The following is a 16,305-nucleotide window of genomic DNA, read 5'->3' on the forward strand; positions in this document are numbered from 1 at the left end:
TCGCGGGCGCCGGCCTCGTGGGTGGCGACGGCAGCGCTTGCCGTCGCGGCGGCCTTGCCCGCCTTGCCCGTTGCGTTGCCTGTTGCACGGTTCGCGTTCGCCGCGCTCGCCGCTTGCGGCGTCATCGCTTTGGCGGACTGCCTGCCGGTCACACCGCCCGCGTGCGCCGCCGTCGGGAGACGCGCCGGCGCCGCACCGCCCGCGACTGTCCAGCCGCTCAGCACGGCCTGCAACTGGCGCGTCTGATCTTCGAGCGACGCCGCCGCGGCCGCCGCCTGCTCGACCAGCGCGGCGTTCTGCTGCGTGACCGAATCCATCTGCACGACCGCGCGATTGACCTGCTCGATGCCGCCCGACTGCTCTTCCGAGGCGGCGCTGATCTCGCCCATGATGTCGGTCACGCGCCGCACCGCCTGGACGATCTCGTCCATCGTCGTGCCCGCACGGCCCACCAGTTCCGAGCCGCTGTGCACCTTGTCGGCCGAATCGCCGATCAGCTCCTTGATCTCCTTCGCGGCGCTCGCGCTGCGCTGCGCGAGGCTGCGCACTTCGCCCGCGACGACCGCGAAGCCGCGCCCCTGCTCGCCGGCGCGCGCGGCTTCGACCGCCGCGTTCAGCGCGAGGATGTTGGTCTGGAACGCGATGCCCTCGATCACGCCGATGATGTCGACGACCTTGTCCGAACTGCTCGCGATCGCCTGCATCGTCGTGACGACCTGGCTCACCACGTCGCCGCCGCGCGTCGCGATGTCGGATGCGTTCACGGCAAGCTGGCTCGCCTGGCGCGCGTTCTCGGCGTTCTGCCGCACGGTGCCGGTCAGCTGATCCATGCTCGACGCGGTTTCCTGCAACGACGCGGCCTGCTGCTCGGTGCGCTGCGACAGATCGGTGTTGCCCATGGCGATTTCGCGCGCGCCGGTATCGATCGACTCGGTGCTGCTACGCACCGCGCGCACCATCGTCGCGAGGCTTTCCTGCATGCGCCGGATGCCGTCGAACAGCCGGCCGATTTCATTGCGGCTGAACACCTCGACGGTGCCCGACAGATCGCCCGCGGCAATGCGCTCGAAGCAGGCGGTCGCGTCCGCGAGAGGCTGCACGATGAGCCGGCCCAGCGCGAAGCGGATGCCGAACACGAGCAGCAGCGCGAGCACGGTCACGGCGCCGATCAGCGTCATCATCAGCGAGGCATTGGACTGCGCGCTCGCCTGCTGATCGAGCACGCTCTGCTGCAACGCCTTGATGACCGCGGCCGAAGCCGTGTCGTAGGCGATGAACATCGGGCTGATCTTCATGTCGGCGATCGCGTGATACGCGTCGAGGTTGTTCGCGTTCAGCGCGGCGAACTCCGCGTCCACGCCGTCGTGCATCACGGTCGTGTGTTTGGCGGCCACGTCGTCGAGCAACGCCTGATCGACGCCGTGCTTCGGCGTGTCGAGATACACCTGCCAGCTCTGATTGCCCTTATCGAGCAATTCCTGCGCCCGGCCGAGCGTCTGCTTCGCTTCGTCCGCATTGCCCGCCGCCGTCATCGTGTTGAAGCGGTCGACCGCGACGCGCGCGCGCAGCAGATACGCCGACGCGTCGTCGAGCGCATGCATCGCGACGAACTCGCCGCGCGCGAGGCGATCGAGCGAAGCGCTGGCGCGCTTGAGCGCCGTCAGCCCGAGCGCGCCGGCCACCACGGTCAGCGCAACCAGAAAAATCCCCACCATCGTCAGCGAGGTGCGGATCGACCACCTGCTCAGCATCTTGACGCTCCCATTGCCATGTTTTCCTTGCGGTTTGCCTTGCTGCTGCCGTTCACGCGGCGCTCAGACGCCGAGCGTTTCGGTCAGCGCCATCTCGGAGCTGGTCATGAGCTTCTCGATGTCCATCAGGATCAGCATGCGGCCGTCGACCGTGCCGAGGCCCGTCAGGTACTCGGTCGTCAGCGTCGCGCCGAATTCGGGCGCCGGCATGATCTGGTCGACCGCGAGCGTGAGCACGTCCGAGACGCCGTCGACGACCATGCCGACCACGCGATGCGCGACGTTCAGGATGATCACGACGGTCTGATGGTCGTACTCGACGCGGCCCAGATGGAACTTGATGCGCATGTCGACGATCGGCACGATGATGCCGCGCAGGTTGATGACGCCCTTGATGAACTCGGGCGCATTGGCGATGCGCGTCACGTTGTCGTAGCCGCGGATTTCCTGCACCTTCAGGATGTCGATGCCGTACTCTTCGGCGCCGAGCGTGAAGACGAGGAATTCCTGACCGCCGGCGTCCGCCTGCTGCGTGTCGCGGCGACCGTTCGCTCCGCTCGCGGCGCTCGAATTGATGGATTGGACTTCTGCCACGTTAGCCCCCAAACGGTTGGGATGAAATGGGTTGAATGTGTGTTGCGGAGACTGCCGGTGCGGATGCCGCCCGCGCGGTCGTGCCGCCCGTGCCGCCTATGCCGCTCATACCTCTTGTGCCTCTTGCGCCGCTCATGCCCGGCCTCACGCGAGACTCATCGCGCCGTGCCCATGCGCATGACGCGATTCGCGATTGAGCGCCGCCACGTCCACGATCAGCGCGACACTGCCGTCGCCGAGAATGGTCGCGGCGGAAATGCCGTGTACCTTGCGGTAGTTCGTTTCCAGATTCTTCACGACCACCTGCTGCTGGCCGACCAGTTCGTCGATCAGCATCGCGAAGCGGCGCCCCTCGGTCTGCATGATCGTGACGATGCTCTGGGTCGGGTCCTGCTTCGCATCCGCGACGTTGAACACTTCGTGCAACGCGACGAGCGGCAGATATTCGCCGCGCACGCGCACCACGCGCTCGCCGTTGGCGACCGTGTAGATGTCTTCGGCCAGCGGCTGCAGCGACTCCATCACGAAGTTCAGCGGCAGGATGAAAATCTCGTTGCCGACCTTCACCGACATGCCGTCGAGAATCGCGAGCGTGAGCGGCAAGACGATGCGCGTGGTGCTGCCCTTGCCTGCGTGCGACGTGATCTCGACGTGACCGCCCATCGACTGGATGTTGCGCTTCACCACGTCCATGCCGACGCCGCGGCCCGACACGTCCGTGACCTGCTCCGCCGTCGAGAAGCCCGGCAGGAAGATCAGGTTCCAGACTTCCTCGTCGCTCATCGTGTCGCTGACCTGCATGCCCTGCCTGGCCGCCTTCGCGAGAATCTTGTCGCGGCGCAGGCCCGCGCCGTCGTCGCTGACCTCGATCACGATGTTGCCGCCGTGGTGCGCCGCCGACAGCACCAGCTGGCCAGTCGAATCCTTGCCCGCCGCGCGCCGCGCTTCCACGGTTTCGATGCCGTGGTCGAGACTGTTGCGCACGAGATGCGTGAGCGGATCGATGATCCGTTCGATGAGGCTCTTGTCGAGCTCGGTCGCCTGACCGAAGGTGACGAGTTCGACCTCCTTGCCGAGTTTCGCCGCGAGATCGCGCACCAGACGCGGGAAGCGGCTGAACACGTAGTCCATCGGCATCATGCGGATCGACATCACCGCTTCCTGCAGATCGCGCGCGTTGCGTTCGAGTTGCGCCATGCCGTTGAAGAGCCGGTCGTGCAGCGCCGGGTCGAACGTGCTGGTGGTTTCCGCAAGCATCGCCTGCGTAATCACCAGTTCGCCGACGAGGTTGATCAACTGATCGACCTTCTCGACGCCGACGCGAATCGAACTGCCTTCGCCATTGGCCGCCGCCGCGGCCGTCCGGCCCGCCTTGCGGTCCGGGTCGGCGGGTGCGCCGGCAGCGGGCTTCGCCGCCGCTGTTGCCTGAGCCTCCTGAACCGCCTGAGCCGCTTGCACCGACACGGCTGACGACGCCCCCGGCTCGGCGCCGCCGGTCTCACTGGCTGCGCCCGCGGGCGCAGCCAGTGAGACCGCAGTGGCCGACACGGCCGCATGCTCCGAGTAACCGACCGGCTGCGCCGCCGGAACAGCGCTCGCGACATACACGGTTTGCGCCGGCGACTGAGTGGCAGCATCGGGCGTTCCAGGTTCGCCTTGCTGCGCCTCATCCGCCGGTGCGATGCCGCGGCCGATCGAGATCTGACTTTCGTCGATCACGAAACAGCACACGGCGATGATGTCGTCGGAAGGTACGTCGGTCGAAAGCCACAGCATCAGATCGCTGCCGCTCTTGACCTGCCCGACGATATTGCCCAGGTTGCCCAGCTCTTCGGCAAGCAGTTCCTGGTCTTTCTCTCCCACGCCCCGTAGCGTAATTTTCAGATGAGGACCGGCGCCGTCGGCCTTGGCTTCTGCCTCGCCGTCGCCGGTCCGTTCGCCCGCCGCCGCTTGCACCGCCTGTTCGACGACGTGCTCGGGCGGGGTGCCGTTTTGTTCTGGTGCCGCGTGTTCTGCTGCCTGTGCCTGCACTGGTACTTGCGCGGCTGCGACCGGTGCCTCGGCTTGTGCCACCGCTTGTGCCGTTTGCGCGACCGGTGCGGCCGCCGCCGGCGCCTCTGCCGGCGCGCCGCCCATGCGGCTTTCCGCATGCAGCTGTTCGAGCTTCGCGCAGATCGCGCGCGCCACCGCCGCATCGGGCTCGGCGCTCGCGCGGTAGTCGGCGAGCTGGCCCGACAGCACGTCCTTGGTTTCGAGGAACGTGTCGATCATGTCCTTGCGCAGCACGAGTTCGTTGTTGCGCGCGCGATCGAGCAGCGACTCGAGAATGTGCGTCGTCTCCGTGAGCGCAGTGAAGCCGAAGGTCGCCGCGCCGCCCTTGATCGAATGCGCGGCGCGGAAAATCGCCGCGAGGTCTTCGGGGTCCGGGTGCGCCACGTCCAGATTGAGCAGCAGTTGCTCCATCTGCGCGAGCAGTTCGTCCGCTTCGTCGAAGAAGGTCTGATAGAACTGTGTGATGTCGAGTGTCATGCCTGGGTCACCGCGAGAGTTCCTGTCTGAGCGTGAGCTGCCGTGCAGCCGCGTCGAGAGCTATGTACTGTGTCCGAAGGTGGCGCTTGCCGCACCGGTTCCGCCTGTCAGGTCGCTTCCGGCTCGGCCAGCGCCGCGACCAGTTCGGTCAGCAGGTCCGGGTCGAGCGGCTTTTCGATCCAGCCGGTCGCGCCCGCCTCGCGCGCCGCGCTCTTGAACGACTCGCCCGATTCCGTCGTGAGGACGAGAATCGGCGTCGCCTGGTACGCCGGATTGCCGCGCAGCGCGGCGATCAGATCGAGGCCGGTCCGGCCCGGCATGTGCTGGTCGGTCAGCACGAGATCGAACGACGTCGCGAGCGCGTTTTCGAGCCCCTCGTTGCCGTCCGCTGCGAGCGTGACCTCATAGCCGGCGCTCGTCAGCGTCGCGGCAAGGATCTGCCGCATCGATGCCGAATCGTCGATTGCCAGGATGTGCCTGATCATGAAAACCTCGCTGCGCTTAAACCCCGGCCCCGGGCGGAGCGCGCCGGCGAGGCGCGTTCCGGCCCGGCGGCCGAATCCTGTTCCTGTTACTGGGCCGGCGGCGTTGACGCCGTCGGCTTCGGTGCAGCCGTCGCCGGCTGCGCAAGTTTTTGCAGCAACGGCTTCGAGCCTGCTGCGTCGTCCGACAAGGTGGTCGTCGTCGAGTCGTCGTGATCGAGCGCCTCTTCCGACTTTTTGTTCAACACGATGATGCTGATGCGGCGGTTCTCCGGATCGAGCGGGTCCGCCTTGTTCAGGTTCTGCGTCGAGGCGAGGCCGAGCACGCGCATCACCTTCGCTTCGTCCATGCCGCCCGCGATCAGCTCGCGGCGCGACGCATTCGCGCGATCGGCCGACAGCTCCCAGTTGCTGTAGCCCTTCTCGCCGCCCGCGTACGGCACGGCGTCGGTGTGGCCCTGCACGATGATGCGGTTCGGCACGTCGTTCAGCGTGTGGCCGATCTCGCGCAGGATGTCGCGCATGTACGGCTCGACTTCGTCGTTGGCGGTCGCGAACATCGGCCGCTTCTGTGAATCGACGATCTCGATGCGCAGGCCCGTCAGCGTCGAGTCGATGCGGATCTGCTGCTTGAACTGGCGCAGCACCGGGTTCGCCTCGATCGCGGCCATCAGCTTGACCTGCAGGTCGTGCAGACGCACCTGCTCCTGGCGTTCGAGCTCGCCCTGCAACTGCTTCACCGAGTCCTCGTTGTTGTGCGACGCGCTGCGCTCGGCGCGGCTGCTGCTGCCGTCGGTCGAGCGGGTCACGCCCTGCGCGTCGGTCGAGATGTCGCGCCCGCCGCCCTTCAGGATGCTCGAATCCTCCGCGCTGCGATCGCCGCCCCACAGCGTGATCTTCAGCGGCTGGTTGAAGTAGTCGGCGATGCCGCGCAACTGCACCGTGGACGCCGAACTCAGCAGCCACATCAGCAGGAAGAACGCCATCATCGCGGTCATGAAGTCCGCGTACGCGAGCTTCCACGCGCCGCCGTGGTGGCCGGCCTTCTTCGGCGTGGAACGCTTGACGACGATCGCGCGGTCTTTGTCCTTGCTCATCGGTTTAGCCGCCTGGTTATTTGGCCTTGACGCGGCGCACGTGCTCTTCGAGCTCGGCGAACGACGGGCGCTCGGTCGAGAAGAGCACCTTGCGGCCGAACTCGACGGCAATGGCCGGCGCGTAGCCGTTCAGGCTCGCGAGGATCGTCACCTTGATGCACTGGAACATCTTGGTCGACTCGGTCACGCGCTGCTCGGCAACGCTCGCGAGCGGCCCGATCAGCCCGTACGAAAGCAGAATGCCGAGGAAGGTGCCGACCAGCGCCTGGGCGATCATCTCGCCGAGCACGGCGGGCGGCTTGTCGGCCGAGGCCATCGTGTGGACCACGCCCATCACCGCGGCGACGATGCCGAACGCCGGCATCGCGTCGCCGACCTTGGTCAGCGCGTGCGCGGGCGCTTCGCCTTCCTGGTGGTGCGTCTCGATCTCCTCGTCCATCAGGCTCTCGATCTCGAACGCGTTCATGTTGCCGCCGACCATCAGGCGCAGATAGTCGGTCAGGAATTCGATGATGTGCTTGTCGGCGAGAATCTTCGGGTACTGCGTGAAAATCGGGCTCTTCGACGGATCGTCGATGTCGGCCTCCAGCGTCAGCGTGCCTTCCTTGCGCGCCTTCGCGAGCAGGACGTAGAGGAGCGCCATCAGCTCCATATAGACGTCCTTGTTGTATTTGGCCCCCTTGAACAGGGTCGGGATGACGCGCAGCGTTGCCTTGATCGTCTTCATCCCGTTACCGAGAATGAACGCGCCGAATCCGGCGCCGGCGATCATCAGCACTTCAACGGGTTGCAGCAGCGCGCCGAGATGGCCGCCTTCGAGCGCGTAACCGCCGAAAACGGACAATAGCGTCACGAGTGTTCCCACGAAAATCAGCACTGCCGAGCCCTCACAAAAAAGCGACGGGAGCCGTCGTTAGTTTTGTTTACGGCAGTCGTGCGGAAAACTTTCGGGGAAAAGCGCTGCCGCGCTCGGGTGTGCGCCCGAGGCATCGGGGGCGTCGGGGGAAGGATCAGAGTCCAGCGGCGGCGGCGGCGAGCTCGGGCGTCATGGTGGCGCGCGCGGCATTGACTGCATTGACAGCACGCATGGCGGCCGTGGCCGTAGCTGCGGCGGTTGCGCCCACGGCGTCGCGGATGTTGCCTGCCCCGCGCGCCCTGGCGCCGGCCATCCCCACGGTTGCCGTTCTCGCGGGCGTGCCGGCACGCTCAGCCGATTTCTTCGTCTTGCCCGCGCGCGAGGGCGGCTGGCACAGCCCGCAGACGAAGCCGCGCCGCGGTTCGTGCGCGTGGGCGACGAAGTGTCCGCCGCAGCGGCAGCAGGTGCTCATCTGCAGCATGCCGGAGTCGAAGAAGCGCACGAGCGTCCATGCGCGCGTGAGGCTCAGCACCGGCTCGTCGCCGTGCAACTGAACATGTTCCAGATAGAGCCGGTAGCTCTTCACGATCGACTCGATCGCGCGGCAACCGCCGTGGTCCGTGATGAAGCGGTAGGTGTTGTAGAACAGGGACGAATGAAAGTTCGGCTGCCAGGTCATGAACCAGTCGGTCGAAAACGGCAGCATGCCCTTGGGCGGCGATACCCCTTTCAGTTCCTTGTACAGCCTGATGAGCCGGTCGCGCGACAGGCTGGTTTCCGCTTCCAGCAACTGCAGACGCGCACCGAGTTCGATCAGCTCGATGGCGAGAGTGATTTCCCTGACTTCGAGTACGACGCTTTTACCGGCCATCAGCCGAGTTGCTCGACCGGCTGGCTCGCCATCAGGATTGCCGAGTGCGCCTGCGCGACGACGCTCGCCTTGTCCTTGTCCGCGAGGGCGGACAGCACGGCGTGGTCGTCGAAACGGAAACGGCACAGCATCTGGTTGGACGCCGCCAGCTTGACGGTCTGCGCCAGCGACAGATTGGCGATCACCTCTGCGAGCTGATCCGAGATTCCCATGCGAAACATGCCCATAGGCTTGTCTTCGCGCAGCAGACGCTGCGCGAGCAGGAGATAAGACAGGTTAACTTCTCTGATCTCATTGAGCATATCGCTATTCGTGCTCATGATTTCCCCCCGGACGTTTATCTGGCTGGTCAGGCCATTTTGCGAAAACGTTTGCTCGAACGCATTCACCCGAAGTGTGCGAATCGGCTCGTTTCCTGTGTTGCAAGCATTGTCTCGAAAGGGGGAGCTGCCGAAAATCGGAGAGACACCCTGCCTTTTTGACGGATTAATCCGTCATTTATGTAGGAATTTTTCCTACATACCAGGCTGAGCCGATGCAATAAATGGGATGAAGCGGCGCGCGGGCAGGGACGTGCTATGCACTTTGGGAATTTCCGGGGCGATGCCATGTGCCGAATGGTGAGTTTGCAGCGGCTTATCGTCGCACCGCGGGGCGGTGGCCGATGATTATAAGACCTTTTCACCGCTCTGCAATAAAGTCCTATTAGACGATTCCCGATTGCCGTCCGATCGCCCGGGCGCGCGGCTTGCTCGGCTCGCGTACGCGTTTTTGAGTGTTTGTTTACTATGCGCAAACACGCGTCCCGAGTATCGGGACAGCCTGTCGATTGAGCTGTAGCGGCTCATGTTTCGCGCTGTAACAACATTAAGCGTTTGAAAAATAACTCGAATTAGCGCGGTTCATCCCGATAATGAAGCTAAGGGATTACCCGATGCCGATTCGGAGCCCCCTCGGGCGGGGGCAAACCGCGCCCAGCCGTCCGTGGCATTCGCTCCTCGCGCTATTCGAGCGCCGCAGCGCGAAGCCCCTAGTAACCCCCCCCTTTTCGCAAGGGATCGGAGCACGCCTCAAAGCGTCCACTCCGATTGACACAGGAGAAACCGCATGCGAATCGCACAAATTGCGCCGCTGTATGAAGCCGTCCCGCCGAAACTCTACGGCGGCACCGAACGCGTCGTGTCGTACCTGACCGAGGCACTGGTCGACCTCGGACACGACGTCACGCTGTTCGCGAGCGGCGACTCGGTCACGTCCGCGAATCTCGAGGCATGCTGGCCGCGCGCGCTGCGCCTCGATCCGACGATTCGCGACGCACTGGCGCCGCACGTGCTGATGCTGGAAAAGGTGCGCAAGGTCACGCACGAGTTCGACGTACTGCATTTTCACCTCGACTACATGCCGTTTCCGCTTTTCACGACCATGGACACGCCGTTCGTGACGACGCTGCACGGCCGTCTCGATCTACCGGAATTGCAGCCGGTGTTCGACGCGTTCTCGCATGTGCCGGTCGTGTCGATTTCGGATTCGCAGCGGATTCCGCTGCCGCAGGCCAACTGGCTCAACACGATCTATCACGGCCTGCCGGAGCAACTGCTCACACCGCAGCCGCACAGGAAGCCCGAGTATCTGGCGTTCCTCGGCCGCATCTGCCCCGAAAAACGCGTCGATACAGCCATCAAGATCGCTGCGCAAAGCGGTCTGCCGCTGAAGATCGCCGCCAAGGTGGACAAGGTCGACATGGAGTACTTCAAGCGCGAGATCGAGCCGTTGCTGTCGATGGCGCATGTGGAGTTCGTCGGCGAGATCAACGAGGCGCAGAAGCCCGAGTTCCTGTCGGGCGCGAAGGCGCTGCTGTTCCCGATCGACTGGTCGGAGCCGTTCGGCCTCGTGATGATCGAGTCGATGGCGTGCGGCACGCCGGTGATCGCGTTCAACCGCGGCTCGGTGCCGGAAGTGATCGATCACGGCGTGACCGGCTACATCGTCGAGGACGTGCAGGGCGCGGTGGCCGCGCTGCAGCGTCTCGACGAACTGTCGCGCAGCGAAATCCGCGCGCAATTCGAACGCCGTTTCAGCTCGAAAACGATGGCGCAGAACTATATCGACGGCTATTCGGCACTGATTGAAACGGCGAGCCGCCCGGTATTGCGCCAGGTGGCGGTCGGCTAAACCCGTTTGAAAGGCAGCTGGAAACTTTTGCTTCCGGCTGCTTTCAGCAGGCTTTGAATAACGGACTGAGCCGTTCGCTTCAAACGAACCCATAGCGGACAAATCCGGCATGGAAATCGTTTGCATGCGGGGAAATCACGGTAATCTTCGTGATCGCCAAGAAAAAGCCGCCCACGTGGGCGGCTTTTTTTAATGCCGGCATGGCTGAGCTTTCATATCGCACGCCCCATCGCCGATAAAAGCGGCGGCCGACAAACCTTCAGCCCGCTTTCACAGCCACGGCCGCGAACTCAGACCGAGCCGATCAGAAAGCGCTCGCGATTCTTGCCGACGATCCACTTGGGCGGCTTGCCGCGCCCGCTCCACGTACTGCCCGATTTCGGGTCCTGGTATTTCGCCGGCAGCGGCGTCTTCTTAGGCGGACGGCCGCGCTTGGCGGCGACCGCGAAGCCGAGATCCTGCGCGGTCAGACCGTATTCGGCGATCTTCTGGCGGATGTCAGCGATGACATTGTCGATCTCCGTGCGGCGTGCTTCTTCTGCCTGTGCCTGCAATTTGGCGATCTGCGCCTTGAGGTCTGCATATTGAGACATTCGGTTCTCCCCTTTTCTAGAACTCATTCGACCGCAGACTAACTGCAATTATAAAAATTCGCAATGGCCAATAATACCCATTTATGAAGATTTCCTCTGATAATTATTAAAATCTGGTGAATTGTAAAACCTTCGGTTTATCCCATAATAATCCCCATAAGCGACACAGCCTTGACAATTCTTGACACTCGAATTGGATTCTGCTGACTAGAATTGCGCGCTCAAGGCATGTTTTCGTCGTTAGCGATTCATGCTCCCTGAGCACTTTTTTAGGATTACCAATCATGCAGCTGTCAAAGCGCCTTGTCGCCGAAGTTTTCGGCACTTTCTGGCTCGTACTCGGAGGCTGCGGCAGCGCGGTTCTCGCGGCGAATTTTGCCGGGCCGGTTCACGGTCTGGGCATCGGCTTCGTCGGCGTGTCGCTCGCATTCGGCCTGACCGTGCTGACAATGGCGTTTGCAATCGGCCATATTTCCGGCTGCCATCTGAATCCGGCCGTGAGCGTCGGCCTCACCGTCGCCGGCCGCTTTCCGGTGCGTGACCTGCTGCCGTACATCGTCGCGCAGGTGATCGGCGCGGTGCTCGGTGCGTTCGTGCTGTCGCTGATCGCGTCGGGCAAGCCGGGCTTCGATCTCGTCGCCAGCGGCTTTGCCACGAACGGTTACGGCGAGCACTCGCCGGGCCATTACTCGCTCGCCGCGGCGTTCATCTGCGAAGTCGTGATGACCGGCTTCTTCCTGTTCGTGATCCTCGGCGCAACCGACCGGCGCGCGCCGGCCGGCTTCGCACCGATCGCGATCGGCCTGTGCCTGACGCTGATCCACCTGATTTCGATTCCGGTCACCAACACGTCGGTCAACCCGGCACGCTCGACCGGCCCGGCGCTGTTCGTCGGCGGCGCGGCGGTCGATCAGCTGTGGCTGTTCTGGGTTGCGCCGATTATCGGCGCGGTAATCGCGGGCGTCGTTTATCCGCTCCTCGCCGAAAATCGCAGCGACAATGCACAGCAACTGGCGCTCGATTGACGAAGCGCTTGTGCAAAGCGTAATTGTGTAAATTGCGTGAATGGCGCAATCAGTAAAAGCGGGCGCTACGGCGCCCGTTTTTTATGCAATCGAACGAGAGTGTGGCATAAGCCAGCCACCGCGTATTAAGGAAGCGCGCTGCTAGAATCGGACGACATCACGGCCTTTTGCGCAGGGGTGACCGATGAATCGTTTCCGTGGATGGCTGCATGGCGCAGCACTTTCGATCGGCAGCTTGTGCGCCGGCGTACTCGCGCTGCAGGCGGCGCATGCGGCGACGCCTGCAACGGCGGTCACGGAGAAGGCAGACGGCAATATCGAAACGCTCGTCTTCGTTCGACATGGCGAGAAACCCGCTCAAGGCTACGGTCAGCTCGACTGCCAGGGGCTCAACCGTGCTCTCGCCCTGCCGGCCGTCATCGCCGCCAAATTCGGCAAACCCGATGCGATCTACGCGCCGGATCCCGGTCAGCAGAAAGACGACAACGGCCATCCCTACTATTACGTCCGTCCGCTCGCGACGATCGAGCCGACCGCCATTCAATTTCAGATGCCCGTGCAAACGCCGTACGGTTTTGCGCAGATCGACCAGTTGGGCAATGCGCTCGCCGATCCGGCCAACCAGGGCAAGCTGATCGTCATCGCATGGGAACACCGGCTGATCGAAAAACTGTCGCGGCAAATGATGAGCGCATATGGCGGCAACGCGGCCGACGTCCCGAAGTGGCGCAGCGCGGATTTCGACAGCATCTATATCGTTCGGCTCGACTGGCAAAACGGCACGCCTCGTGCGAGCTTCAAACACGATCGGGAAGGCCTGGACGGACGCGCGGCCGATTGCCCTTGCGCGGCACTGCCGGCTGCTTCGGCGGCCGCAAGCGGCGCTTCAGCGAATGCGGCCGATTAATCGGGTAATACAAATGTAAGCCGCTATTACGCGCGTTGCGACGTGGGTCGTATGCAACGAGCGATACGCGACGCAGCCGGATGCGCCCGTCAGCCGTACAGCCTTACATAGCGGTGCATCCGGCGCGACGCGGCGAATGACCGCCGCGAACGCATCAGATTTCCGGCGCCCTTCGATTGCCTCGACAATGCTTGCAGTCCGTAACATCTCGTCGCAGTCCGAACCGCCCTCGGTGCGTACATTGGTCCTGTGCGACAAACCTACGTCGCTTCACAGGAGAACAACATGAAACGCATCGTCACTCACCTGCTGGTTGCTGCCGGACTCGCGGCGGGCGCATGCGGAGTCGCGCAAGCGCATACGGATCTGAACATCGGCCTGTCGCTCGGCGCTCCGGTTTATGCCGCCCCCGCGCGCGTCTACGCGGCACCGGAGCCGGTGTACTACGGCGGCTGGAATCATCGCTACGATCATGGCTACTACCGCGACTATCGCCGCTATGACCGCGGCTGGGGTCACAACGACCGCCGCTGGGGCCGCGACGATCGCGGCGGGCATCGTGGCTGGCGGGATTGAGAATCGAGCCGAGGCGGGTTGAACGTCGGCTGGGTTGTATCGGGAATCGGCGTGGATGACGCTGCGCCAGCCCGGCTGGCTCGCCATTGGCATCAATCGGCAGTTCGCGATCAATCGAAGCCCGTACGATCGGGCGTTCGCGCCACCACTGGCCCGCCTCCGCGAAAGCGAATGCGGGCCGGTTTCATTCCGGTTCAGGAAGCCAGTTCGTCGCCGAGCGAGAAGAGCTTGCGCAAATGGTGCGCCACGCCCGCCTCGAAGTTGTTGCCGATGCGCGGCACATGCGGCAGACGCGTGACGAGGTCGGGATTGGCGTTGTTCATCATGAACGGATGGCCGGCCGTTTCGAGCAGATCGATGTCGTTCATGTTGTCGCCGAACGCGACGCATTGCGCGGCATCGATGCCAAGGCGCTCGAGCACGATCTGCAACGCGCGCCCCTTCGACACATTCGCCGTCATCACTTCCAGACAATCCGGCAACGAATAAGTTACGTACAGGCGCTCGCCGAATTCGCGTTCGATATTGGCCGCGATCTGCGCGAGATCGGCCGGATCGCCGATGTACAGCACCTTCGCGATGTCGGCGCCATCGTGATTCGGCAGATCGGTCACTTCATAGGTGAAGCCCGAGTCCTGATGAAACTTCAGCAGATCGGGCGCGTCGCGATCGATGAGCCATGCCGCGTCGGCAAACAGATTGACGATCGCGCGGCCATGCGCACCGGCAATGTCAGGTTGCACGAGCCGCTGGACGACGGCAGGCGGCAGGTCGTCGGCGTGAATGACTGCGTTGTCCGGCGCGTGAATGCGCGCGCCGTTCGACGTGATCAGATACGGGTTGATGCCGAGCAGGTCGCGAATTCCCGCGACGTCGCAATAATGCCGCCCCGTGGCGATCACGAACTGCAGTCCGTCGCGTTCGAGCTTGCGCACCGTGGCAACCGTGAACGGGTCCACCTGATGATCGGCGTTGAGCAGCGTGCCGTCGAGATCCGTGGCGATGACTTTGTACATGGTGAGAACCGGCGGTTGTGAGCCGTCAGGGCAGCGTCAAAGTGCGTATTTTACCGTTGGCGGGCGTGGCGGCTGCCGCAGGTGAATAGGCCAGACTGATCGCATTGGCAGCCCCACTTTAAGCGGCATGCGTAACAGCACCACGACGAGCACAAAGCTACAAGCGTCCTCAGCCTTCGGTTGCCGAACATCAGCCAATCAGCCAACGAGCCGCGCCGCTTCGCGCCGGGCCAGTTGCAACCCGCCGTGCGCCGAATCGGCAAGCGGCTCCCGCAAACGCGCCTGATACGCTTGCGGCACATATTCGCGCAGCGGCGCGCCGAGCCCACCGCACAGCGCGACCGGCAGGCTCGCCGAAGCGTCCAGCGCGGCAATCATCTTGCCCACCTCGGCACCGGCCTCGTTGAGCAGCCGGGCCGCGAACGGATGCGTGCGATGGGCGATCGCGATGGGCGCGAGCCGCGCATACGCCGTCTGATTGGCCGCGCAGAGCCACACGACGAGGCTGTCGCGATCCCGCACGCCTGTGTGAACGAGCAGCGCCTGCGCAAGATCGTCGAGCGGCACGCGGCCGTCGAGCGCCTGCTGCGCATGGACGATGAGCCGCACGCCGAGCCACGCGCCGCTCGCCTCATCGCCCGACGGGAAGCCATAGCCGCTCGCCATGCGAAACTCGCCGTCGCTCGCAAGCGATGCCGCAACGCTGCCTGTGCCGAGCGCCACGATCACGCCAGGCGCGCCGTCGTGCGCGCCGAGCAGGGTCGTATAGGCGTCGCTCTCGACGGCAAGGCCAGCGAGCTTCGGCGCCTGCGCATGGAACTCGGCGAGCCAGTCGCGATTGTTGACGCCCGCGAGGCCGCAACCGAGTACACAGCGCGACCAGTCCAACGCCATGCCCGCACGTGCGAACGCTTCGCCGCAAGCGCTCTGAATGGACTGCCACGCGCCCGCGATGCCGAGCCCGAGGCCCGACGGACCACCTGTTGCTTGTGCCAGTTCGCGGCCCTGCGCGTCTCCGAGCACGACGCGCGTGCCGGTACCGCCGCCGTCGACGCCAATCAGAAAGAAGTCGTGATTCATCGAATCGAATGAGTATCGTGGGTGAATAACGCGTAGCGTGGCAGGTCGGCTCCAATCTCGCAATTGGCCGAACGGCTAGCTTGCGGAGTGTCCCGCTTCGGCTATGCTGGCGAACGACATGACCGCACGGGAGCGCGACAGTGACACAGCGATGCAACTGGGTATCGAGCGAAGCGCTCGCACAGTACCACGATGCCGAATGGGGCGTGCCCTCGCGTGACGACCCGCACCTGTTCGAGATGCTCGTGCTCGAAGGCGCGCAGGCCGGTTTGTCGTGGTCGACAATACTCAATAAGCGGGCTGGTTATCGCCGCGCCTTCGCCGGCTTCGACATCGATAAGGTCGCGCGCTTCACGCCGAAACACGTCGACACACTCGTCGCCGACGAAAGCATCGTGCGTCATCGTGGCAAGATCGAGGCGGCCATTCAGAACGCGCGCGCCGTGCAGCAGATTCAGGCCGAGCACGGCTCGCTCGCGAACTTCGTATGGTCTTTCGTCGACGACACGCCGATCCAGAACGAATGGGAGTCGTACAAGCATGCGCCCGCGTCGACAGACGTGTCGGACGCATTGAGCAAGGCGTTGAAACGCTATGGCTGCAAGTTCGTCGGCTCGACGATCTGCTATGCGTTCATGCAGGCGGTCGGCATGGTGAACGACCACGAGACGACCTGTATGTGTCGCGCACGATGCGCGGCGCTCGGCAAAAAGGTGCGCAAGCGCAAGGCGGATTGAAACAGCGTTGATCGATCCT

At 63.9% G+C, this 16,305-nt stretch carries 16 protein-coding genes; 5 read left to right on the top strand and 11 right to left on the bottom strand.

The features are described from left to right. The 8 genes from G3N58_RS25885 to flhD form a co-directional block, all read right to left on the bottom strand. Window positions 1–1,751: methyl-accepting chemotaxis protein (locus G3N58_RS25885; protein WP_206000555.1), on the bottom strand; the 1,751-nt coding region annotated here is incomplete at its 3' end. A gap of 63 nt (window positions 1,752–1,814) precedes the next feature. Continuing rightward, window positions 1,815–2,345, bottom strand: a complete 531-nt coding sequence (locus tag G3N58_RS25890; RefSeq protein ID WP_167047285.1) for a chemotaxis protein CheW — start codon at window positions 2,343–2,345, stop codon at window positions 1,815–1,817. Window positions 2,346–2,489: 144 nt separating this feature from the next. Further along, window positions 2,490–4,874 (bottom strand): chemotaxis protein CheA, encoded by a 2,385-nt coding sequence (gene cheA, locus G3N58_RS25895; RefSeq protein ID WP_206000556.1) that lies wholly within the window; start codon window positions 4,872–4,874, stop codon window positions 2,490–2,492. A gap of 107 nt (window positions 4,875–4,981) precedes the next feature. Then, window positions 4,982–5,359 carry a response regulator gene (locus tag G3N58_RS25900; RefSeq protein WP_167047279.1) on the bottom strand — a complete coding sequence of 126 codons (378 nt, stop codon included), beginning with the start codon at window positions 5,357–5,359 and terminating at the stop codon, window positions 4,982–4,984. A gap of 86 nt (window positions 5,360–5,445) precedes the next feature. Further along, window positions 5,446–6,453: a flagellar motor protein MotB gene (gene motB / locus G3N58_RS25905; protein ID WP_167047276.1), complete on the bottom strand. Its 1,008-nt coding sequence runs from the start codon at window positions 6,451–6,453 to the stop codon at window positions 5,446–5,448. 16 nt (window positions 6,454–6,469) lie between these two features. Then, complete coding sequence (motA, locus tag G3N58_RS25910) at window positions 6,470–7,330, bottom strand: flagellar motor stator protein MotA (protein ID WP_167047273.1); 861 nt, start codon at window positions 7,328–7,330, stop codon at window positions 6,470–6,472. 133 nt (window positions 7,331–7,463) lie between these two features. Continuing rightward, window positions 7,464–8,180 (bottom strand): flagellar transcriptional regulator FlhC, encoded by a 717-nt coding sequence (gene flhC, locus G3N58_RS25915; RefSeq protein ID WP_206000557.1) that lies wholly within the window; start codon window positions 8,178–8,180, stop codon window positions 7,464–7,466. Then, window positions 8,180–8,500: a flagellar transcriptional regulator FlhD gene (gene flhD, locus G3N58_RS25920; RefSeq protein ID WP_167285293.1), complete on the bottom strand. Its 321-nt coding sequence runs from the start codon at window positions 8,498–8,500 to the stop codon at window positions 8,180–8,182. The genes flhC and flhD overlap by 1 nt, the downstream gene beginning before the upstream one ends. Window positions 8,501–9,287: 787 nt before the next feature. Between flhD and G3N58_RS25925 the strand changes: the two genes are divergently transcribed. Then, window positions 9,288–10,352, top strand: a complete 1,065-nt coding sequence (locus G3N58_RS25925; protein WP_206000558.1) for a glycosyltransferase family 4 protein — start codon at window positions 9,288–9,290, stop codon at window positions 10,350–10,352. 290 nt (window positions 10,353–10,642) lie between these two features. Here the strand turns inward: G3N58_RS25925 and G3N58_RS25930 are convergent, their stop codons facing one another. Further along, complete coding sequence (locus G3N58_RS25930; protein WP_167047267.1) at window positions 10,643–10,945, bottom strand: H-NS histone family protein; 303 nt, start codon at window positions 10,943–10,945, stop codon at window positions 10,643–10,645. 284 nt (window positions 10,946–11,229) lie between these two features. Here G3N58_RS25930 and aqpZ point away from each other — a divergent pair, with 284 nt between their 5' ends. The 3 genes from aqpZ (at window position 11,230) to G3N58_RS25945 (ending at window position 13,453) form a co-directional block, all read left to right on the top strand. Continuing rightward, the gene (gene aqpZ / locus G3N58_RS25935; RefSeq protein WP_167047264.1) at window positions 11,230–11,970 is read left to right on the top strand and encodes an aquaporin Z; all 741 of its coding nucleotides are present in this window, start codon (window positions 11,230–11,232) and stop codon (window positions 11,968–11,970) included. A 184-nt stretch (window positions 11,971–12,154) separates the two neighbouring features. Continuing rightward, window positions 12,155–12,877, top strand: a complete 723-nt coding sequence (locus G3N58_RS25940; RefSeq protein ID WP_167047261.1) for a histidine phosphatase family protein — start codon at window positions 12,155–12,157, stop codon at window positions 12,875–12,877. 285 nt (window positions 12,878–13,162) lie between these two features. Beyond that, window positions 13,163–13,453 carry a PXPV repeat protein gene (locus tag G3N58_RS25945; protein ID WP_206000559.1) on the top strand — a complete coding sequence of 97 codons (291 nt, stop codon included), beginning with the start codon at window positions 13,163–13,165 and terminating at the stop codon, window positions 13,451–13,453. Between the two features lie 194 nt (window positions 13,454–13,647). Here the strand turns inward: G3N58_RS25945 and G3N58_RS25950 are convergent, their stop codons facing one another. After that, window positions 13,648–14,469: a Cof-type HAD-IIB family hydrolase gene (locus G3N58_RS25950; RefSeq protein ID WP_206000560.1), complete on the bottom strand. Its 822-nt coding sequence runs from the start codon at window positions 14,467–14,469 to the stop codon at window positions 13,648–13,650. 198 nt (window positions 14,470–14,667) lie between these two features. Then, window positions 14,668–15,549, bottom strand: coding sequence for a BadF/BadG/BcrA/BcrD ATPase family protein (locus tag G3N58_RS25955; protein ID WP_167047252.1), 882 nt, complete (start codon window positions 15,547–15,549; stop codon window positions 14,668–14,670). A gap of 140 nt (window positions 15,550–15,689) precedes the next feature. Between G3N58_RS25955 and G3N58_RS25960 the strand changes: the two genes are divergently transcribed. Beyond that, on the top strand, window positions 15,690–16,286 hold the full coding sequence (locus G3N58_RS25960) for a DNA-3-methyladenine glycosylase I (protein ID WP_167047249.1): 597 nt from the start codon (window positions 15,690–15,692) through the stop codon (window positions 16,284–16,286). Window positions 16,287–16,305 lie beyond the last annotated feature (19 nt).

The sequence above is a fragment of the Paraburkholderia sp. Ac-20342 genome, assembly GCF_017104985.1.
Classification (GTDB): Bacteria; Pseudomonadota; Gammaproteobacteria; order Burkholderiales; family Burkholderiaceae; genus Paraburkholderia.